Below are 19465 nucleotides of genomic sequence, written 5' to 3' on the forward strand. Positions count from 1 at the left end.
CCCAACCGGGCGGACACGGGCAAGTTGTGATCTGGCCCTCATTTCGTTCGCCGGCTCAACCGTTGGGTATGCGAGTCGGCGTCTTTTGACATGGACTGCCATCACTGTCTCCGCCCGGTCGCCGTCCTCCAGGTGAGCGGCCGGCGGAGCCCGAGAACCGGAGAACCACGCCCGTGGCCACATTCCTGTACAAACTCGGCAGGCTCGCCTTCCGGCGCCGCCGTATCGTCGCCCTGCTGTGGGTGGCGCTGCTGGTGGCCGCCGGGGTGGGAGCCTCCACCGCGTCCTCCCCGCCCGACGACGACTTCGCACTGCCCGGCACCGAGGCCCAGAAGGCCTTCGACCTGCTGGAGGAGCAGTTCCCCGAGGCCAACGCGGACGGCGCGACCGCCCGCCTGGTCTTCCGCGCCGAGGACGGCGCCAAGATCACCGCAACCGACAACCGCCAGGTCGTCGCCGAGGTCCTCCAGGACGCGAAGAGCGAGCAGACCGTCGCGGTCTCCGACCCCTTCGCGAAGCGGAGCGGCGCCGTCAGCCGGGACGGCGAGACCGCGTACGCCGTGGTCTCGTTCGAGGCCCCGGCGATGGAGCTGACCGACGCCTCCCGCGAGGACCTGGAGGCGGCGGCCCAGACGGGCCGGGACTCCGGGCTCACCGTGGAGACCAGCGGCGACGCGCTCTTCGCCGAGCCCGACATGGGCAACGGCGAGATCATCGGCATCGCCGTCGCCGCGATCGTGCTGATCCTCACCTTCGGCTCGCTGGTCGCGGCCGGGCTGCCGCTGGTCACCGCGCTGATCGGGGTCGGGATCGGCATCTCCTCAATCGCCGCGCTCGGCGCCACGCTCGGCCTCTCGGCCACCACCTCGACGCTCGCCATGATGATCGGCCTGGCGGTCGGCATCGACTACGCCCTGTTCATCGCCTCCCGCTACCGCGCGGAGCTGACGGAGGGCCGGGAGCGCGAGGAGGCGGCGGGACGCGCCGTCGGCACGGCCGGCTCGGCGGTGGTCTTCGCCGGTCTCACGGTCGTCATCGCGCTCGCCGGGCTGTCCATCGTCAACATCCCGATCCTCACCAAGATGGGCCTGGCCGCCGCCGCCACCGTGGTGATCGCGGTGCTGGTGGCCATCACGCTGGTGCCGGCCGCGCTCGGCATGGTCGGCAAGCGGATCTTCGGCCGCAAGGTGCGCAAGGCCAACCCGGAGACCGGTGCCCCGGTCGCGGAGCACGCCGACGCGCGGCCCAGTGCGGGCGTCCGCTGGGCGCGGTTCGTGCTGCGCCGACCGATCATGGTGCTGGTGGCGTCCGTCATCGGGCTGGGCGCGCTGGCGATCCCGGTCTCCGGCATGCAGCTCGGCCTTCCGGACGAGGGCGACCAGCCCGCCGAGACCACGCAGCGCAAGGCGTACGACATGCTGTCGGACGCGTTCGGGCCGGGCTTCAACGGGCCGCTGCTGCTGGTCGTGGACGCGCGGGACGCCGAGGACCCGCAGGCCGCGGCCGGTCGGGTCGTCAAGACGGTGCAGGGCGTGGACGGCGTGGTGAACGTGTCGCCGCCGGTCTTCAACGCCGACAAGGACACCGCGACCATCACCGCGATCCCCGAGACCGGGCCGAGCGACCCGGAGACCGAGGACGTCGTGCGCGACATCCGTGACCGGGCGGAGGGCCTCGAGGCGAAGACCGGCGCCACCGTCCTGATGAGCGGTGCGACGGCGGTCGCCATCGACTTCTCGCAGGTCATGAACGACGCGCTGGTGCCCTACCTGTCGCTGGTCGTCGGTCTCGCGTTCGTGCTGCTGATGATCGTCTTCCGCTCGGTGCTGGTGCCGCTGAAGGCGGCGCTCGGCTTCCTGCTGTCCGTGCTGGCGGCACTCGGCACCGTGGTGGCCGTCTTCCAGTGGGGCTGGGGCGCGGAGCTGATCGGCGTCGAGTCGACCGGGCCGATCATGAGCATGATGCCGATCTTCATGGTCGGTGTGATCTTCGGACTGGCGATGGACTACGAGGTGTTCCTCGTGACCCGCATGCGTGAGGCGTACGTGCACGGCGAGTCGCCCGAACAGGCCGTGGTCTCCGGCTTCAAGCTGGGCGCCCGCGTCGTCACGGCCGCCGCTGTCATCATGATCAGCGTCTTCGCCGGGTTCATCGGCGCCGGCGACTCGATGATCAAGATGATGGGTTTCGGTCTCGCGGTGGCCATCCTCTTCGACGCCTTCATCGTCCGGATGGCCGTGGTGCCGGCGGTGCTCGCGCTGCTGGGACGGCGCGCCTGGTGGGTGCCGCGCCGGCTGGACCGGATCCTGCCGAACGTCGACGTGGAGGGCGAACGCCTGCGCCGTCGGCTGGCCGAAGGCGGCGAAGCCGCCGGGGCGGTGCCGCAGCAGCGCGCCGCGGAGCCCGAGGACTCGCGGGTCTGACCGTCGCGCCTTCGGCGCGCGTGCGCCTTCGCACGGCGGAGGCCGACCGACGGGGCGGGGCCGGGGAGACTTCCCCGGCCCCGCCCCGCACGTGTGCGCGGGCCGCGCGGCTGGGGCGTCCCGGGCTACGCCCCGACCGCCTCGGCGACACCCCCGCCTGCCGAGCCGGGCGCCGGTCGAGCCCGGCGCCTCGGCTCGCGGCGGCCCAGCGCCTGGCCTCCCGGCGCACGGCGTCCCGGACTGGGGCCCGGTCCGCGAGGGACCGAACCGACTCCGCCGGCCCGTCCCCGTCGCTTCCGCAACCCCAGGTCGGGGAGGCCCGAAGGCCCGAGCGCCAAAACAGGTCCGCGAGGCTCCCGCTGACGCGCCCCGGCTCGGGGCCCGACGCGTCGGCGCGGGCGGCGGCACCGGGGGAGTGGCCTGCCACGGGTCGGCTCGTCAGCCGCTACCCCGAGGCCGGAGCCGGAGCCGGAGCCGGAGCCGACGCGGGCGCGGGCTCGGGGTGCGTGGCGCGGAGGGCGAGGAGGGCCATGTCGTCGGCGGGACGGTCGCCGAGGCGGCGGGCGACATGGGCGCGGACCTCGCGGCGCAGCGTCCGCACGACCGCCTCGGGGTCGCCGCCGACGCGACCGCACAGCCGGGAGACGGGGTCGTAGAACGCGCCGTCCGCGTCGCGGGCCTCGGTGGTGCCGTCGGTGAGCAGCAGCAGAGTCGCGTCCGGCGGGAAGGGCACCGTGAGGGACCATGCGCCGGGCGGGGACAGGTCGCGCAGCCCGAGCGGCGGGCCGGACTCGGCCGGGGCGAGGACATCGACCGCGTCGGGGCGCAGCAGCAGCGGCGCCGGGTGCCCGCGGTTGACCAGCCGCAGCGTGCGGCCGTCGGGGCCGATCTCCGCGACGACGGCGGTGACGAAATCCTCCGCGCCCTCCTCGTCCGTACGCGTGGACGCGTGCCGGCGCACCGCGGCCTCCAGCGCGTCGACCACCGTCTCCAGCGTCGGCGCTTCGGCGGCGACCGTGCCGAACGCGTCCAGCACGGCACGCGCTCCCGCGCCCGCCGCGGCACCCTGCCCGCGAACGTCGCCGATGAGCAGCCGCAGCCCGTACGGGGTGCTGCGCACGGCGTGCAGGTCTCCGCCCAAGCTCGTCTCGGCGGTCGCGGGGAACCACTCGGCCCCGGCCGCCCGTACGGCGTCGGTCGCGTCGGTCGCGTCGGTCACGTCGGTCACACGCCTCGCAGGAGTTCGGCGAGTTCGCGGTCGAGTTCGTGCGACCCGACGCGTTCCGCGCCCTGCGGCACGCGGTCGTAGGCGGCGTCCAGGAAGGCCCGGACACCGGGGGTGTCCACTTCGAGCAGGGCGATGCCCTCCGCCGCGTGCAGGCTGAGGGCCGTGCGGTGCGGGCCCGCGGGCCGGAGGCGGACGTCGCCCTCGCCGGCCGGGAGGCCCAGCCCGGTGGCCAGCAGGTCGCGGGAGAACGTCCAGACGGCCTCGACGCCGTCCAGGCAGGCCGGGGCGGGGAAGGTCACGGAGACCGCGAAGGCGTTCCGCGGGTCGTAGCGCAGCAGGACCCTCAGTGGGCGGGACTCGGGCGCCCGGGTGACCAGTCGGGCCTGCACGGTGTGCTCGATGACGGACACGAATGCTCCTTTCCATCGGCATGTGCCGACGCCCCCTGCAGGGTCAGACGCGCCGCGCCGCCCCGTGGTCACGGCGCGGCACCCGTGAGCTGCGCCACAGTGCATGGCGCCCGCCCGGGGTGGGTATTCCGCAGGGTGCACGCTCTTGCACACCGTTCGCAGGTGCCCACTACCATCGAACGGCTGTCTGCAGGGTCGGTCCGCTCACCGGCCCTCCACCAGCCGTTGCGCACGACGGCCGGTGCACGCCGGCGGAACCACCACCCACCGAGAAGCGGAGCCTTCGCCATGCATGTCCCCGACGGATTCATCAACGCGCCGGTGTCGGTCGCCACCGGCGTCGTCGCCGTGGGCGCGGTCGCCGTCTCGCTGCGCGGCGCGCGCCGTGAGCTGGGCGAGCGCACCGCACCCCTCGCCGGTCTGGTGGCGGCGTTCATCTTCGCGGTGCAGATGCTGAACTTCCCCGTCGGCGCCGGAACCAGCGGCCATCTGCTGGGCGGTGCGCTGGCGGCGATCCTCGTCGGGCCGTACACGGGTGTGCTGTGCATATCCGTGGTGCTGCTGATGCAGGCGGTGCTCTTCGCGGACGGCGGCCTCACCGCGCTCGGCACCAACATCACCACGATGGGCGTGGTCGGCGTGGTGGTGGCGTACGGCGTCTTCCGCGGCCTGGTGAAGGTGCTGCCGCGCCGCCGTTCGTCGCTCACCGCCTCGGCGTTCGTGGCCGCGGTGGTGTCGGTCCCGGTCGCGGCGGCCTCCTTCGTCGGCGTCTACGCCCTCGGCGGCACCGCGGACGTGGCGCTCGGCAAGGTGCTGGGCGCCATGGTCGGCGTGCACGTCCTGATCGGCATCGGCGAGGCGATCATCACGGCGCTGACCGTGGGCGCGGTGCTGTCCGTGCGCCCCGACCTGGTGTACGGCGCGCGCGGCCTGACCGCGCCGCTCACCCTGCGCACCGGCGCCGCCCCGGCGGTGCCCGGCACGCCGGCCGCCGCCGAGCAGTCCCTCGCCGCCCGCACCGAGACCACCGCCCCGGCCCCGCAGCCCGAGCCCGCCCCCGCCGCGCACCGCCCGGCCGGCAAGGTGTGGCTCGCCGGTCTGGGCGCCACGCTGGCCTGCGCGGGCGTGATCAGCTTCTACGCCTCCGCGCACCCCGACGGCCTGGAGAAGGTCGCCGCCGAGTTCGGCTTCGAGGAGCAGGCCACCGAGCACGACCTCGCGGAGTCCCCGCTGGCCGACTACGGCGTGGCGGACGTGGACAACGCCCGGATCTCCGGCGGCCTGGCCGGTGTGGTGGGCGTCGGCGCGACCCTCGCCGTGGGCAGCGGCGTCTTCCTCACCGTGCGCCGCCGCCGTTCCGGCTCCGCGACCCCCGCCGACACGACCGCCGCCGACACGACCCCCGCCGACACGGCCCCCGCGCCCGGCGCGAACCCGGACGGCGGCTCCGTCGCCGCCGGCCCGTCACCGTCGCCGGAGAACCGGTGACGGCGCGCCGCGCGGCCGCGCGCACCGGGGAGAGCTGACATGGGTGCGGGGCACGCGCACCGGTTGTACCGGCACGGGCACACGCCGGTGCACGTGCTGCCGCCGCACTGCAAGCTGGTCGCCGTCCTGTGCTTCGTCCTCGCCGTGGTGGCCACGCCGCGCGAGGTGATGTGGGCGTTCGGCGTGTACGCGGCACTGCTGGCGGCGGTCGCCGTCGCGGCCCGCGTGCCGCCGGGGCACCTGCTGAAGCGGATGCTGATCGAGGTGCCGTTCGTGGCGTTCGCGGTGCTGATGCCGTTCGTCGCCGAGGGCCCGCGCACCGAGGTGCTGGGCCTGTCGCTCTCCGAGTCCGGCCTGTGGGGCGCGTGGAACATCCTGGCCAAGGGCACCCTCGGCGTCGCCGCGTCCGTGCTGCTGGCCGCCACCACCGAGCTGCGCGAGGTGCTGCTCGGCCTCCAGCGGCTGCGGCTGCCGCCGCTGATGGTGCAGATCGCGTCCTTCATGATCCGCTACGGCGACGTCGTCGCCGACGAGATGCGGCGGATGCGCATCGCCCGCCTCTCCCGTGGCTTCGAGGCGCGCGGCATCCGGCACTGGGGCGTGCTGGCCAAGTCGGCGGGGGCTCTGTTCATCCGGTCCTACGAACGCGGGGAGCGCGTGCACCTGGCCATGCTCAGCCGGGGGTACGCCGGGTCGATGCCGGTGATCGACGAGGCGACCGCGACCGGGGCCCAGTGGGCCCGCAGCGCCCTGCTTCCGGTATCGGCGCTGGCCGTGTGCCTGGCAGGATGGGTCCTGTCATGACTGCGCGCGACACCGACACCCTTCCCGAGGCGCCCGCCACCGAGCCTCCCTCGCTGGAGGTGCACGGCCTGGCGTACGCCTACCCGGACGGGCACCAGGCCCTCTTCGGGGTGGACCTGACCGTCCCGCACGGGGAACGGGTCGCGCTGCTCGGTCCGAACGGCGCCGGCAAGACCACCCTCGTCCTGCACCTGAACGGCATCCTCACCGCGGGCGCCGGCAGCGTCACCGTCGCCGGGATGCCCGTGGCGGAACGGAACCTCGCGGAGATCCGTCGCCGGGTGGGCATCGTCTTCCAGGACCCGGACGATCAGCTGTTCATGCCGACCGTGCGCGAGGACGTCGCCTTCGGACCGGCGGCCGCCGGGCTGCGCGGCGACGAGCTGGAGGCGCGGGTGCGGGAGGCGCTGGAGCGGGTCGGCATGGAGGCCTACGCGGACCGGCCGCCGCACCACCTGTCGTTCGGCCAGCGCCGCCGGGTGGCGGTGGCGACGGTGCTCGCCGGGCGCCCGGAGATCCTGGTCCTGGACGAGCCCTCGTCCAACCTCGACCCGGCCTCCCGCCGCGAACTCGCCCACATCCTGCGCGACCTGGACGTCACGGTGCTCATGGTCACGCACGACCTGCCGTACGCGCTGGAGCTGTGCCCGCGCGCGGTCGTGCTCAGCGAAGGGGTCGTGGTCGCCGACGGCGGCACGCAGGACCTGCTGTGCGACGAGACGCTGATGCGCGCGCACCGCCTGGAACTGCCCTTCGGCTTCGACCCCAAGACCGAGGTGCCCCCGCAGGGGCGCTGACCGGCGAGCCGGAGGACGCACTCCTCAGGAGGAGGCGCCCCCGTAGGTGCCGAAGGTCCACAGGTTGCCCTCCGGGTCCTTCACCGTGCACACGTAGGTGCGCACGCCGGAGCCGAAACGTGTCTCGTGCGGCGACTCCACCACCTCGGCCCCGGCGGCGCTCGCCCGGCGGTGCACGCCGTCCACGTCGTTGCAGACCACGTAGACCGCGCCGGTCCCGGCCCTCATTCCGCCGTGCACGCCGTCGGTGTGCCGCGTCGAGCCGAAGACCAGTGCGCCTCCGCCCGGCCAGCCCAGTTCCGCATGCACGATGCGCCCTTCGTCGTCCGGTGCCGCGACGCGCTGCGCGAAGCCCAGCACGTCCACCAGGAACCGCAGCGCGGCGTTCGTGTCGTCGTAGTGCAGGACCGGCCACACCGAAGTGGCAGAGGCTTCGCGGGACATGGCGTTCCTCCCGTGGTATGCGTTCCCGGGCCGACGGGCGTGGCGTAGGCGGGCTCTCCGGCCTACGCGTCGGCCCCGTAGGTCCCGTACTCCACGCGCGCCGTCGAGTCGAAGATGTGGACGGAGAGGCCACCGGGTGTCGTCCGATGGCTGACGAGGCGCAGCCCGGCCGGTGCGCCGCCGTCCGGGAACAGACGTCGGCCCTGGCCCACCACAACGGGGGCGATCACGAGCCGCCACGTGTCGACCAATCCGGAAGCCAGCAAGGACTGGGCCAGCCGGGCGCTGCCGTGGACCTGCAGTTCCCGGCCGGGCCGCCGCTTCAAGTCCGCCACCTGGGCGGGGACGTCGCCGGACAGGATCGTGGACGGGTTCCACTCGGCAGCAGTCAGGCTGTGGGAAGCCACGTACTTCGGCAGGCTGTTCAGAATTCCGGCAGAGGGGTGGTCGGTCATCTGCGGCCAGTCCCGCGCGAAATTCTGGTAGGTGCGCCGACCGAAGAGGAACGCGTCCGCCTCGCCGAGCCAGGTGCCGGCCAGCCGCTCGAACTCCTCTTCCAGATGGGGTACGAACCAGCCGCCTCGCGCGAAGCCGTCGCTGGTGTCCTCCTCCGGGGACCCCGGCCCCTGGGACACCCCGTCGAGCGTGAGGAACTCCTGCACAACCAGTCTCATCGAGCATCACACTTCTCAGTTCTCCACGGCCACTCCGGCCTTCGGGCCTGGGACTGCGCCGGTCTGCCCACGGACCGAAGAATACGTCTACTGAAGCTCCGTCAGCAGCTTGTCCGGGGTCACGGGCAGGTCCCGGACGCGGATGCCGGTGGCGTTGAACACCGCGTTGACCACGGCCGCCGGTGAGCCGACGATGCCGATCTCGCCGATGCCGCGGGCGCCCATCGGGTTGGCGTGCCGGTCCTCCTCCTCCAGCCAGGTGGCCTCCATGTCGCACACGTCGGCGTGCGCCGCGATGTGGTAGTCGGCGAAGTCGCCGTTCACCACGTGGCCGGTGTGCGGGTCCATGACGGCGTGTTCGTGCAGCGCCATGGACAGGCCCATGGTCATGCCGCCCAGGAACTGCGAGCGTGCGGTGCGCGGGTTGACGATGCGGCCCGCGGAGAAGACGCCCAGCATGCGCGGCACGCGGATCTCCCCGGTGTCGGCGTCCACCCGCACCTCGGCGAAGTGCGCGCCGAAGGAGTGCCGCGCGTAGGTCTTGCGGTCCGGGTTCTTCGGCATCCCGGAACGTGCCTCCGCGCCCGGGTCCGGGTCACGGCCGTGCCGCTCGCGGAAGGCGCGGGCCGCGCCGATCACGGTCGAGCCCCAGGACGCCAGCCCCGCCGACCCGCCCGCGACCGTCGCGGCGGGCAGCGCGCTGTCGCCGATCAGCAGCGTCACGTCCTCCGGGGCGGCGTCGAGGGCGTCCGCGGCGACCTGGGTGAGGGTCGTCCAGGTGCCCGTGCCGAGGTCGGCGGCGCCGATCCGCACCGTCCAGCGGTCCTCGCCCTCGTAGCGGATGGCCGCCTCCGAGCCGGGCATCTCGTAGTACGGGTAGGTGGCGGAGGCCACGCCCATGCCGACCAGTTCCCGGCCGCCCGGGCCCTCGCGGCGGGTGCCCGGTGCGGTCGGCCGCCGGTCCCACCCGAAGAGGCGGGCACCTTCCCGCAGGCACTCCACCAGCCGCCGTCCGGACCACGGCCGGCCCGTCTCCGGATCCTCGGGCGGGTCGTTGCGCACCCGCAGCTCGATCGGGTCCAGGCCGCAGGCGACGGCCAGCTCGTCCATCGCGCACTCCAGCGCGAAGAAGCCCGGGCACTCCCCGGGCGCCCGCATCCAGGACGGCACCGGCACGTCCAGCGAAGCCAGCCGGTGCGAGGTCCGGCGGTTCGGCGCGGCGTACATCATCCGCGTCCCGGTGGCCGTCTGCTCCGCGAACTCCTTGATGGTGGAGGTGCGTTCCACCACCTCGTGCGCGATCGCCGACAGCCGCCCGTCGGCGTCCGCCCCGAGCCGCAGCCGCTGGATCGTCGGCGTGCGGTGCCCGGCCAGGGTGAACATCTGCTGCCGGGTCAGGGCCAGTTTCACCGCCCGGCCCGGCACGGCCTTCGCGCACAGTCCGGCCAGCACGTCGTGCGCGTGCGGCATGCCCTTCGAACCGAAACCGCCGCCGACGTGCGGCGAGACCACCCGTACCTGGTCCTTCTCCAGCCCGAACAGCGGCGCGAGCGTGGTGCGCACTCCGTGCACGGACTGGGTGGACGCGTACAGCAGCAGCCGCACGTCCCCCTCGGGCTGCCACACCGCGACCGTGGTGTGCGGCTCCATCGGGTTGTTGTGCTCCATCGGCGTCGTGTAGACGGCGTCGACGGTCACCGGGGCACCGGACATCGCGCCGTCCACGTCGCCCTCGTCGCTGTCGGTGGCGTAGGACGGGTTCACGGAGTCCGGCGCGTACAGGTCGTCGCGGTCGGCGCGCAGCTCGACGTCGTGCGGCTCCACCTCGTACGCGACGCGTACCAGGGAGGCGGCGTGCCGTGCGGTCTCCGGCGTCTTGGCGACCACCGCGCCGACGAACTGGCCGCGGAACGCGACCCGTCCGGACTGCAGGACCGCCAGCTCCCGGTCGCCGGTGTCCGCGAGCCGCGGCGCGTCGTGGTGGGTGAGCACGCACGCGACGCCGGGGCACGCCTCGGCGTCCTCGGTGTCCACGGCGCTGACCCGGCCGCGGGCGATCGTGGACTGCAACGGGTGCACGTACAGCGGGTTCTCGACGGGCTGCTCGAAGGCGTACCGCGCGGTTCCGGTCACCTTGGCCGGGCCGTCCAGGCGCTCCATCGGTGTGCCGACGGCGCGGGGGCGGAGTGTCGTCATCGCCTTCCCTCCGTGAGGTTCCGCAGGGTCGCCACCATGGTGTTCCGCGCCAGCGGCACCTTGTACGCGTTCCCGTCGCGCGGCTGCGCGGCGGCCAGTTCGGTCTCGGCGGCGCGGCGGAACGCCTCCTCGGTGGCCGGTGCGCCACGCAGCGCCTCCTCCGCCCGTTCCGCGCGCCAGGGCTTGTGGGCGACGCCGCCCAGCGCGATCCGCACGTCCCGCACGGTGCCGGCGGCCTCGTCCAGGTCCAGCCCGGCGGCGACGGACACCAGCGCGAAGGCGTAGCTGGCCCGTTCGCGCACCTTGCGGTAGGTGGAGTGGCGGGTCAGCGCGGTCGCGGGCGGCAGCTCCACGGCGGTGATCAGCTCGCCGTGCGCCAGGTCGGTGTCCCGCTCCGGCGCGTCGCCGGGCAGCCGGTGCAGACCCGCCAGCGGCAGCGTGCGGGCGCCGTCGGGGCCGAGCACGTGCACCGTGGCGTCCAGCGCGAGCAGGCCGACGGCCATGTCGGAGGGGTGCACGGCGATGCACTGGTCGGAGGCGCCCAGCACCGCGTGCTGCCGGTCCCAGCCGCCGATCGCGGAGCAGCCGGACCCGGGCTCCCGCTTGTTGCACGGCGTGGTGACGTCCTGGAAGTAGCGGCAGCGGGTGCGCTGGAGCAGGTTGCCGCCGGTGGTGGCGGCGTTGCGGAGCTGGCCGGAGGCGCCGGAGAGCAGCGCCCGGGACAGCGCCGGATACCGCTCCCGTACGAGCGGGTGCGCGGCCAGGTCGCTGTTGCGCACCGCCGCGCCGACGCGCAGACCGCCCTCCGGGGTCTCCTCGATCCCGTCCAGCGGCAGCCGGGAGACGTCCACCAGCATGTGCGGTGCGGCGACGCCCAGTTTCATGTGGTCGACCAGGTTGGTGCCGCCCGCCAGGAACACGGCGTGCGGGTGGGCCGCGACGGTGGCCACGGCCTCCTCGGCGTCGGTGGCCCGGTGGTACTCGAAGGGGATCACGACGCCTCCCGGGGGGCCACGGCGGTGCCGCGCAGGGCGGCGACGATGTTGACGTAGGCGCCGCAGCGGCACAGGTTGCCGCTCATCCGCTCGCGGATCTCCTCGTCGTCCAGCGGCACGGGCACGCCGGGCGTCTCCGGCGGCACGAGGTCGTCGGTGACGTGGCTGGGGTGGCCTGCCGCCGCCTCGTCGAGCATGCCGACGGCCGAGCAGACCTGGCCGGGCGTGCAGTAGCCGCACTGGAAGGCGTCCTGCTCGACGAACGCCTGCTGCACCGGGTGCAGCCCGCCGTCCCCGAGCGCCTCGCCCACGCCCTCGGCGGTGAGCACCTGGTCGCCGTCGTGCGCGAGGGCGAAGGTCAGGCAGCTCAGCTGCCGCCGCCCTTCCAGCAGCACGGTGCAGGCGCCGCACTGGCCGTGGTCGCAGCCCTTCTTGGGGGAGGTCACCCCCAGCCGTTCGCGCAGCGCGTCCAGCAGCGTGGTGCGCGCGTCGACCGTCACGGACCTTTCGCTGCCGTCCACCCGAAGGGTGATCCGGTGTTCCATGTGCCGCCTCCAGCGGGGCGCTCCGGTTACGGTCCCAGCGGGTGGGTACCACGCTGCGCGCCGCGCGACACCGCTCCGCGTGCGGACATTACCGACAAAGGGGTGGGAGCGGGGTCCTGGGGATCAGGGCGCGCGTGTCGCGGTGCACCATGGAACCTGCGGCGCGCGGGTGTGTGCCGTGCACGAACAGGGCCTACGGGAGCGAGACGGAGCCGTGGTGGACGTCCAGGGCGCGGTGGCGGACGGATTCGAGCCGGTCCGGGAGGCGTTCGCACGGAACCTCACCGAGCGTGGTGACCCGGGTGCGGCGGTGGCCGTGCACGTGGACGGACGCCGGGTCGTGGACCTCTGGGGCGGCACCCGAAACGATTCTGCGGGCGGCGCCCGGGCCACCGCCGGGAGGACCGCCGGGACGGACCCCGCGCACGGCGCGGGCGACCCGTGGCAGGCCGGCACCGCCACCGTCGTACGGTCCGCCACGAAGGGCGTCGCCGCGACCGTGCTGCACCTGCTGCACCAGCGCGGACGCCTGGACCTGGACGCCCCCGTCGGCACCTACTGGCCGGAGTTCAAGGCGCACGGCAAGGAGGGCGTCCTCGTGCGGCACCTGCTGTCGCACCGCGCGGGGCTGCCGGTCCTGGACACGCCGCTCACCCCCGCCGAGGCCCTCGACGGCCTCAGCGGCCCCGCCGCGCTCGCCGCCCAGCGCCCCGTGTGGGAGCCCGGCACCGCGCACGGCTACCACGCCCAGACCTACAGCTGGCTGCTCGGCGAGCTGGTGATGCGGATGACCGGCCGGTCCATCGGCCGCTGGTTCGCCGAGGAGATCGCCCGGCCGCTCGGCCTCGACCTGTGGATGGGCCTCCCCGACGGCGAGCGGCACCGCGTCGCCACGCTCAGGGACGTCGCGGCGCCCCCGCCGCCCGCCGCCGCGGGCCTGCGGGTCCGGGCGAAGAACACCGTCCTCGACGCCTACCGCGACCCGGACTCGCTCACCCGGCGCGCCTTCGGCGCGATCGACCCGCTGCCCGACGAGAACGACCCCGCCTACCGGGCCGCCGAACTCGCCGCCTCCGGCGGCATCGCCACCGCCCGCTCGCTCTCCCGCTTCTACGCCGCACTCATCGGCCACGTCGAGGCCGAGGACGAACTCCCCGCCGCCCGCTCCCTGTTCACCGCCGCGACGCTGACGCAGGCCCGTTCCCAGGAGTCGCACGGCCCGGACCGGGTGCTCGTCGTCGGCACCCGCTTCGGCCTCGGCTACATGCTGCACAGCCCCTCCTCGCCGATGCTCGGCACCGGCTCCTTCGGCCACCCCGGACGCGGCGGCTCCCTGGCCCTCGCCGACCCCGAGACCGGCACCGCCTTCGCCTACGTCACCCGCGGCACGCAGCCCTCCGTCACCTCCGACCCCCGCGCCCAGGCCCTGCTGCGCGCGGTGAAGTCCTCCCTGCGGCGCTGACGGCGCCCAGACGGCTCCGCGGGGGGTCGTCACCGCACGAAAGGCCCGGCTAACCTCGGGCGATGCGACGATTCGAGGGATACGCGGCCCTGGTCACCGGCGCCGGACGAGGCATCGGCCAGGCGGTCGCCCGGCGACTCACGGACGAGGGCGCGCGGGTGATGCTCGCCGACGTCGACGAAGAACGCGCCCGGTGCGCGGCCGCCCCGCTCGACGGCGCGGAGGCGGTCGTCTGCGACGTCGCCGACAGCCGGTCGGTCGCAGCCGCCGTGACCGCGACCGTGGAACGGTTCGGGCGGCTCGACGTACTGGTCAACAACGCCTACTCCTGCCATCCGGAACCCGCCCGCATCGAGGACCAGGACGACGAGCCCTGGCTGCGCGACCTGGACGTCTCCCTGACCGGGGCGTTCCGCTGCATGCGCGCCGCGATGCCGCACCTCGCCGCGGCGGACGGCAGGGGTGCCGTCGTGAGCATCGGCTCCGTCAACGGCATCGCCGACTTCGGCAACCACGCCTACAGCGCCGCGAAGGCCGGCCTCGGCTCCCTCACGCGCACCCTCGCCGGGGACGCGGCCCCGCGCGGCGTCCGCGTCAACCTGGTCGCGCCGGGCACCGTCCACACCCCCGCCTGGGAAGGACGGGAGGACGTGCTGGAACGCGCCGCCCGCGAATACCCGCTGGGGCGCGTCGGCGTCCCGGACGACATCGCGTCCGCCGTCGCCTTCCTCGCCTCCCGCGACGCGGCCTGGATCACCGGCGTCACCCTGCCCGTCGACGGCGGCCTCCTCAGCGGCAACCAGGGCCTCCAGCGGGCCATGCGGGGCGACGAGGTCTGACCCGACGGGCGACGGCCGGGGGTGGCCCCGGCGCCCGAGCGCCCACCGCGCCGCGCTCGCGGACAGGGGCGCCGCGGCCCATGCGCACGCGCGTTCCGGACCCCGTCCGGGCGGATGCGTGCATGCGATCCGCGCTCGTGGGATACCCGGCCCACAGCCGTCGCAGAGACGGCCGGACCAGCACAAAAAGCCCAGACGTACGAGTGAGGTAGTTCTCCTTGCGTGACGACGAGTTCCTGGCGCACGTCCGCGACCACGGGCAGTACGAGGACCAGAAGGAGGCCCGCACGGTGACGGAGGCGGTTCTGACCGTGCTCGCCGCCCGCGTCACCGCCGACGAGGCGGGAGACGTGGCCGCGCAACTCCCGCCGCCCCTCGACGAGCCGCTGCGCACGGGCGCGGGCGGCGAACGGTTCGACCTGGACGAGTTCTACCGCCGGGTGGACGGGATCGTCGGGCCCCGCTCCCGGACCGCCGAGTGGGACGCCACCGCGGTGCTCTCCACCTTGCCGCAGGCGATCTCCCCCGGAGCGGTGCGGCACCTGGTCACCCAGCTGCCCGAAGACTTCGCGCCGCTCTTCAACCGACAGGCCGCGTGACGGCGGGGCACCCCCGCCAACGGCCCGGCACACGGTCGGCAGCGAGCCGTCCCCTCCGCGCCACCCTCCGCGGGCAGTGCCCCGCGACGGGGCAGCGCCGTGCGCGCCACGGCCCCCCACAGGCCGGTACGCGCGACGCGGCTCACCACCCAAGGAGACCATTCGTATGCAACTCAGCCGACTCGCTTCCCTGTACACGCCGGAGCAGGCATCCTTCGCCACCGTCTACCTGGAGGGGCGCTCTCCCGGTGAGGACGCGGCGGATCAAGTACGGCTGCGCTGGCACGAACTCCGCGAACGGCTCACGAAGGAAGGCGCCTCGGAGGAGGCGCTCGGCTCCGTCGACGAGGCACTGTCCCAGGACAAGGCCGGCGAGGAGCAGGCCGACGGCCGGGTACTCGTCGCCTCCGGTGAGGGCCGCCTCGCACTCGACCAGCCCTGGGACGCCGCCCTGGGGGCGGGCGACCAGGCGTACTGGGGTCCGTTTCCCGAGCTGGGCTCCTACGTGCGCCACACCGCCGACGCCGTCCGGGTACTGCTCGTCGTGGCGGACCAGCAGGAGGCCAGATTCAGTGCGGTGACCGTCGCCACCGAGGGCGATGCGGCGGAGGACTCCACCCCGCCGCAGGAAGGGGGGTCGGCGCCCCACCGGCGCGTCCGGCACCGCTCCGCCACGGTGGTGGACCAGAACGCCGAGGACTTCGACACCACCGCGACCGACGCCCTGCGGCGTACCTCGCCCGACCTCGTGGTGCTCGCGGGCGAGGTCCAGGGGCGCGCGACGCTGCGCAGCCGGATGCCCGACCCGCTTTCCGTTCCACTCGTGGAGACCGACCGGGGAGGAGTGACCGACTCCCGTGCTCGGCACGTCCTGGACGAGGAACTGCTGCAGCTCGCCACCGGGCACGCTCAGCAGAAGCAGCGCGACGACGCCTCCCGGTTCCACGAGGCGGAGGGTCACCGGAACACCGTGCAGGGGAGCGACCAGGTACTCGAGGCCGCCGAATCCGGTGCGCTGGACATGGTGTTCAGGGAAGCCGGCACGGCCGCCGGGCAGGAGGCGCGGATTCTCGGGGCCGCCGCGCGCTCCGGCGCCGGCTTCGCCCTCGTGCCGCACGGGACCGGGCTGGCGGGCGGGGTCGCCGGAATCCTCCGCTTCTCTCCCGGGGGCTGAAGCTCCGCAGGGACGGAACGCGGTTCCGGCCCCTGCCGCCGACGCGCTCACCGCCCGCCCACGTCCCGACGTCCCCTTCGGTCCGATCACCAGCAGCAGCACCGACCACGACGCCGCGGTCGTCTGTCCGGCAGACGGCCGCGGCGTCGTTCGTCCGCCCGGACGAGGTGGCCTGCTCGACAGCCTGCGGTGGGCCGGGTACGTCGTGCGTGGCCCGCGCACCGACGACCCGGCCCGGTCTTCCGGCGTGTTGCCCCCTACACCTCTCGTCACAAAGGCGCGAGCATGGACCGTCTGTTCGCACAGTTCGCACGGTTCGCATCGGATCCGGACACGGAAGGCGTAGGGATGGCGATCGAGAGGACGTGCCCATGAGCGCCGGCGAGGAGAACGCGCCGGGAGCACGGGCGGCCAGGGTGGGCGTGCCCCGGGAGCGGGGAGAGGGGGAGCGGCGCGTCGCCCTGGTGCCGAAGGTGATCGAGAAACTGCGGCGCACCGGCGTGGAGGTCGTCGTGGAGAGCGGAGCCGGGATCGGCGCGCTCATCCCCGACGCACACTTCACCGCCGCCGGGGCGAGAGTCGGCGACCCGTGGGCGTGCGACGTGGTGGTGAAGGTCGCACCACCGACCGCGGAGGAGACCGCCCGCTTGGGCAGAGGGAGCACCCTGATCGGATTCCTCGCGCCGCTGACCTCCCCGGAGACGGTGACGGCCCTGCGGGACGCGGGCGTGACGGGGTTCGCGATGGAGGCCGTACCGCGCATCTCGCGGGCCCAGTCGATGGACGCGCTGTCCTCGCAGGCGAACGTGTCCGGCTACAAGGCCGTGCTGCTGGCCGCCGACCACTGCACCCGGTTCTTCCCCATGCTGACGACCGCGGCCGGAACGGTGAAGCCCGCCACCGCCCTGGTGCTCGGCGTCGGCGTCGCGGGCCTCCAGGCGCTGGCCACGGCCAAACGCCTGGGTGCCCGCACCACCGGCTACGACGTGCGGCCGGAGGTCGCGGACCAGGTGCGGTCGCTCGGCGCGCAGTGGCTGGACCTGGGCATCGACGCGGCCGGCGAGGGCGGCTACGCCCGCGAACTGTCCGAAGCCGAACGCGCCGAGCAGCTCAAGCGGCTGGAGGAGGCGATCACCGGCTTCGACGTGGTGATCACCACCGCGCTGGTGCCCGGCCGCAAGGCGCCGCGACTGGTCACCGCCCGCGCGGTGGAGGGCATGCGGCCCGGCAGCGTGGTCGTCGACCTCGCCGGGGAGGCAGGGGGGAACTGCGAACTCACCGAGCCCGGGGAGGTCGTGGTGCGGCACGACGTCACCGTCGCCTCGCCCCTCAACCTGCCTGCCCGCATGCCCGAGCACTCCTCCGAGCTGTACGCGCGCAACGTCTCCGCGCTGCTGGAGCTGATGCTCGACGAGAACGGAGCCGTGGTGCCCGACTGGTCCGACGAAGTGCTCGCCGCGTCGTGCGTCACCCGTTCCGAGGCGTCCGAGGGCGCCGGTGGTTCCCGGGACGCTGCGGGTTCCCGGGGCGTTGCGGGTTCCACGGAAGCCACGAAGGGGGAGTCCTGATGGAGTCGGGAAGCCTGCTCGCCAACATCGCGATCCTGGTGCTGGCCGGGTTCGTCGGGTTCGCGGTCATCTCCAAGGTGCCCAACACCCTGCACACACCGCTGATGTCGGGCACCAACGCCATCCACGGCATCGTGCTGCTGGGCGGCCTGATCGTGCTCGGTGAACTGGAGAACCCGTCCGTGGTCGACTCCGTCGTCCTCACCGTCGCCATCGCCTTCGGCATGATCAACGTCGTCGGCGGATTCCTGGTCACTGACCGGATGCTGGGCATGTTCAAGTCCGGGCACGGTGAGAAGAAGGGCGGGCGCGACTGATGGAGACCTTCACCTACTTCCTGTACATCGTCGCGTTCGGGCTGTTCATCCACGGTCTCTCCGGCCTGACCGGCCCCCGTACGGCGGTGCGCGGCAACCAGATCGCGGCGCTCGGCATGCTCGTCGCGGTCGTCGCCACGCTGCTGCGCATCGAGCACAACTGGGTGCTGGTCGCCGTCGGCCTGGTCGTCGGCACCGTGCTCGGGGTGCCGTCCGCCCGGCAGGTGAAGATGACCGCCATGCCGCAGATGGTCGCGCTGTTCAACGGCGTGGGCGGCGGCGCGGTGGCGCTCATCGCCTGGTCCGAGTTCCGCACCTCGGGCGCCTTCGCCGACACCGCCGGGTACGTCGCGGTGACCTCGATGTTCGCCGCGATCGTCGGATCGGTGTCGTTCTGGGGGTCGCTGGTCGCGTTCGGCAAGCTGCAGGAGATCCTGCCCGGACGGCCGATCGGCCTGGGCGCCGCCCAACAGTTCGTGAACGGCCTGCTGCTGGCAGCGGCCGTCGGATGCGCCGTCATGGCCGGACTCGGCGGTGCGTCGGAGCTGTGGATCGGACTGGTCCTCGTCCTCGCGGCCGTGCTCGGGATACTGGTCGTGCTGCCCATCGGCGGCGCCGACATGCCCGTGGTCATCTCGCTGCTCAACGCGCTGACCGGGCTTTCGGCGGCCGCGGCCGGTCTGGCGCTGGACAACACGGCGATGATCGTCGCGGGCATGATCGTCGGTGCGTCCGGCTCGATCCTCACCCACCAGATGGCGGTGGCGATGAACCGCACCATCCCGGCCATCGTGGCGGGCGGGTTCGGCGGAGGCGGCGGCGCGCTCGGGGCCGGTGGCGACGACGGTGCGGAGCGGACGGTGAAGTCCACGTCCGCGGCCGACGCGGCGATCCAGATGGCGTACGCCGCGCAGGTCATCGTTGTCCCCGGCTACGGCATGGCCGTCGCCCAGGCGCAGCACGCGGTGAAGGACATGGCGGACCTGCTGGCGACGAAGGGCGTCGAGGTGAAGTACGCGATTCACCCGGTGGCCGGACGGATGCCGGGGCACATGAACGTGCTGCTGGCGGAGGCCGACGTGTCCTACGACGCGCTGAAGGAGATGGACGAGATCAACGACGAGTTCGCCCGTACGGACGTGACGCTCGTCATCGGCGCCAACGACGTCACCAACCCGGCGGCGCGCACCGACCCGACGAGTCCGATCCACGGCATGCCGATCCTCAACGTGGACGCCTCGCGCAACGTCATCGTGCTGAAGCGGTCGATGAGCAGCGGGTTCGCGGGGATCGACAATCCGCTGTTCTATGCGGAACGGACGTCGATGCTGTTCGGCGATGCGAAGAAGTCGGTGGCGGAGGTGACGGAGGAGCTGAAGGCTCTGTGAGCCGGGGGTGGGGGTGTTGGGGCTCGGTGTGGGCGCGGGGCGGTGGCTGGTGTGTGTGGGTGCGGGTCGGGGGCGTGGGCTGCGGTCCGGGCCGACGACCCGGAAACCCATGAT

General features: G+C 73.7%; 18 protein-coding genes. 11 read left to right on the plus strand and 7 right to left on the minus strand.

The features are described from left to right. The first annotated feature begins 173 nt into the window (after positions 1-173). Positions 174-2423, plus strand: a complete 2250-nt coding sequence (locus K304_RS0124675; protein WP_027765887.1) for an MMPL family transporter — start codon at positions 174-176, stop codon at positions 2421-2423. Between the two features lie 445 nt (positions 2424-2868). On the opposite strand, the gene K304_RS31140 is transcribed toward K304_RS0124675, so the two are convergent. Both K304_RS31140 and K304_RS0124685 read right to left on the minus strand, forming a co-directional pair. After that, a complete protein-coding gene (locus tag K304_RS31140) occupies positions 2869-3642 on the minus strand; it encodes a PP2C family protein-serine/threonine phosphatase (RefSeq protein ID WP_158687421.1) in 774 nt (257 codons plus the stop codon). A 5-nt stretch (positions 3643-3647) separates the two neighbouring features. Next, complete coding sequence (locus K304_RS0124685) at positions 3648-4061, minus strand: SsgA family sporulation/cell division regulator (protein ID WP_027765888.1); 414 nt, start codon at positions 4059-4061, stop codon at positions 3648-3650. 288 nt (positions 4062-4349) lie between these two features. Between K304_RS0124685 and K304_RS31145 the strand changes: the two genes are divergently transcribed. The 3 genes from K304_RS31145 to K304_RS0124700 are packed head-to-tail and all read left to right on the plus strand — an operon-like array spanning position 4350 to position 7150. Further along, positions 4350-5549 (plus strand): energy-coupling factor ABC transporter permease, encoded by a 1200-nt coding sequence (locus K304_RS31145; RefSeq protein WP_078529644.1) that lies wholly within the window; start codon positions 4350-4352, stop codon positions 5547-5549. Between the two features lie 39 nt (positions 5550-5588). After that, complete coding sequence (gene cbiQ, locus K304_RS0124695) at positions 5589-6353, plus strand: cobalt ECF transporter T component CbiQ (protein WP_027765889.1); 765 nt, start codon at positions 5589-5591, stop codon at positions 6351-6353. Continuing rightward, positions 6350-7150, plus strand: a complete 801-nt coding sequence (locus K304_RS0124700; protein WP_051308787.1) for an ABC transporter ATP-binding protein — start codon at positions 6350-6352, stop codon at positions 7148-7150. The genes cbiQ and K304_RS0124700 overlap by 4 nt, the downstream gene beginning before the upstream one ends. Before the next feature lie 24 nt (positions 7151-7174). Here K304_RS0124700 and K304_RS0124705 read toward each other — a convergent pair whose 3' ends face one another. From K304_RS0124705 to K304_RS0124725, 5 genes are all read right to left on the minus strand, one after another. After that, a complete protein-coding gene (locus tag K304_RS0124705; protein WP_027765891.1) occupies positions 7175-7594 on the minus strand; it encodes a VOC family protein in 420 nt (139 codons plus the stop codon). A gap of 62 nt (positions 7595-7656) precedes the next feature. Further along, positions 7657-8268: a dihydrofolate reductase family protein gene (locus tag K304_RS0124710; protein ID WP_027765892.1), complete on the minus strand. Its 612-nt coding sequence runs from the start codon at positions 8266-8268 to the stop codon at positions 7657-7659. Between the two features lie 87 nt (positions 8269-8355). Further along, on the minus strand, positions 8356-10464 hold the full coding sequence (locus K304_RS0124715; RefSeq protein WP_027765893.1) for a xanthine dehydrogenase family protein molybdopterin-binding subunit: 2109 nt from the start codon (positions 10462-10464) through the stop codon (positions 8356-8358). Further along, positions 10461-11459, minus strand: coding sequence for an FAD binding domain-containing protein (locus K304_RS0124720; RefSeq protein ID WP_027765894.1), 999 nt, complete (start codon positions 11457-11459; stop codon positions 10461-10463). The genes K304_RS0124715 and K304_RS0124720 overlap by 4 nt, the downstream gene beginning before the upstream one ends. Then, positions 11456-12004, minus strand: coding sequence for a 2Fe-2S iron-sulfur cluster-binding protein (locus K304_RS0124725; protein ID WP_027765895.1), 549 nt, complete (start codon positions 12002-12004; stop codon positions 11456-11458). The genes K304_RS0124720 and K304_RS0124725 overlap by 4 nt, the downstream gene beginning before the upstream one ends. 214 nt (positions 12005-12218) lie before the next feature. On the opposite strand from K304_RS0124725, the gene K304_RS0124730 reads away from it, so the two are divergent. The 7 genes from K304_RS0124730 to K304_RS0124760 all read left to right on the plus strand — a co-directional run bounded on the left by K304_RS0124730 (position 12219) and on the right by K304_RS0124760 (position 19351). After that, complete coding sequence (locus tag K304_RS0124730; protein WP_027765896.1) at positions 12219-13466, plus strand: serine hydrolase domain-containing protein; 1248 nt, start codon at positions 12219-12221, stop codon at positions 13464-13466. 62 nt (positions 13467-13528) lie between these two features. Beyond that, entirely contained in the window at positions 13529-14305 is a 777-nt protein-coding gene (locus K304_RS0124735; RefSeq protein WP_027765897.1) for an SDR family oxidoreductase, read from the plus strand. Positions 14306-14523: 218 nt separating this feature from the next. Further along, positions 14524-14904 (plus strand): DUF2267 domain-containing protein, encoded by a 381-nt coding sequence (locus tag K304_RS0124740; protein ID WP_027765898.1) that lies wholly within the window; start codon positions 14524-14526, stop codon positions 14902-14904. 166 nt (positions 14905-15070) lie between these two features. Further along, positions 15071-16078: a baeRF2 domain-containing protein gene (locus K304_RS0124745; protein ID WP_027765899.1), complete on the plus strand. Its 1008-nt coding sequence runs from the start codon at positions 15071-15073 to the stop codon at positions 16076-16078. 371 nt (positions 16079-16449) lie between these two features. After that, positions 16450-17646 carry a Re/Si-specific NAD(P)(+) transhydrogenase subunit alpha gene (locus K304_RS31150; RefSeq protein WP_078529646.1) on the plus strand — a complete coding sequence of 399 codons (1197 nt, stop codon included), beginning with the start codon at positions 16450-16452 and terminating at the stop codon, positions 17644-17646. Beyond that, positions 17646-17963: an NAD(P) transhydrogenase subunit alpha part 2 gene (locus K304_RS0124755; protein WP_027765900.1), complete on the plus strand. Its 318-nt coding sequence runs from the start codon at positions 17646-17648 to the stop codon at positions 17961-17963. The genes K304_RS31150 and K304_RS0124755 overlap by 1 nt, the downstream gene beginning before the upstream one ends. Next, positions 17963-19351 carry an NAD(P)(+) transhydrogenase (Re/Si-specific) subunit beta gene (locus K304_RS0124760; protein ID WP_027765901.1) on the plus strand — a complete coding sequence of 463 codons (1389 nt, stop codon included), beginning with the start codon at positions 17963-17965 and terminating at the stop codon, positions 19349-19351. The genes K304_RS0124755 and K304_RS0124760 overlap by 1 nt, the downstream gene beginning before the upstream one ends. Positions 19352-19465 lie beyond the last annotated feature (114 nt).

The organism is Streptomyces sp. CNS606 (assembly GCF_000426325.1).

Excerpts from the sequence above, each read along its gene's own strand:
- K304_RS31145 (WP_078529644.1), top strand. The coding sequence starts at position 4,350 with ATGCATGTCCCCGACGGATTCATCAACGCGCCGGTGTCGGTCGCCACC.
- cbiQ (WP_027765889.1), top strand. The coding sequence starts at position 5,589 with ATGGGTGCGGGGCACGCGCACCGGTTGTACCGGCACGGGCACACGCCG.
- K304_RS0124700 (WP_051308787.1), top strand. The coding sequence starts at position 6,350 with ATGACTGCGCGCGACACCGACACCCTTCCCGAGGCGCCCGCCACCGAG.
- K304_RS0124705 (WP_027765891.1), bottom strand. The coding sequence starts at position 7,594 with ATGTCCCGCGAAGCCTCTGCCACTTCGGTGTGGCCGGTCCTGCACTAC.
- K304_RS0124710 (WP_027765892.1), bottom strand. The coding sequence starts at position 8,268 with ATGAGACTGGTTGTGCAGGAGTTCCTCACGCTCGACGGGGTGTCCCAG.
- K304_RS0124715 (WP_027765893.1), bottom strand. The coding sequence starts at position 10,464 with ATGACGACACTCCGCCCCCGCGCCGTCGGCACACCGATGGAGCGCCTG.
- K304_RS0124725 (WP_027765895.1), bottom strand. The coding sequence starts at position 12,004 with ATGGAACACCGGATCACCCTTCGGGTGGACGGCAGCGAAAGGTCCGTG.
- K304_RS0124735 (WP_027765897.1), top strand. The coding sequence starts at position 13,529 with ATGCGACGATTCGAGGGATACGCGGCCCTGGTCACCGGCGCCGGACGA.
- K304_RS0124745 (WP_027765899.1), top strand. The coding sequence starts at position 15,071 with ATGCAACTCAGCCGACTCGCTTCCCTGTACACGCCGGAGCAGGCATCC.
- K304_RS31150 (WP_078529646.1), top strand. The coding sequence starts at position 16,450 with ATGAGCGCCGGCGAGGAGAACGCGCCGGGAGCACGGGCGGCCAGGGTG.
- K304_RS0124755 (WP_027765900.1), top strand. The coding sequence starts at position 17,646 with ATGGAGTCGGGAAGCCTGCTCGCCAACATCGCGATCCTGGTGCTGGCC.
- K304_RS0124760 (WP_027765901.1), top strand. The coding sequence starts at position 17,963 with ATGGAGACCTTCACCTACTTCCTGTACATCGTCGCGTTCGGGCTGTTC.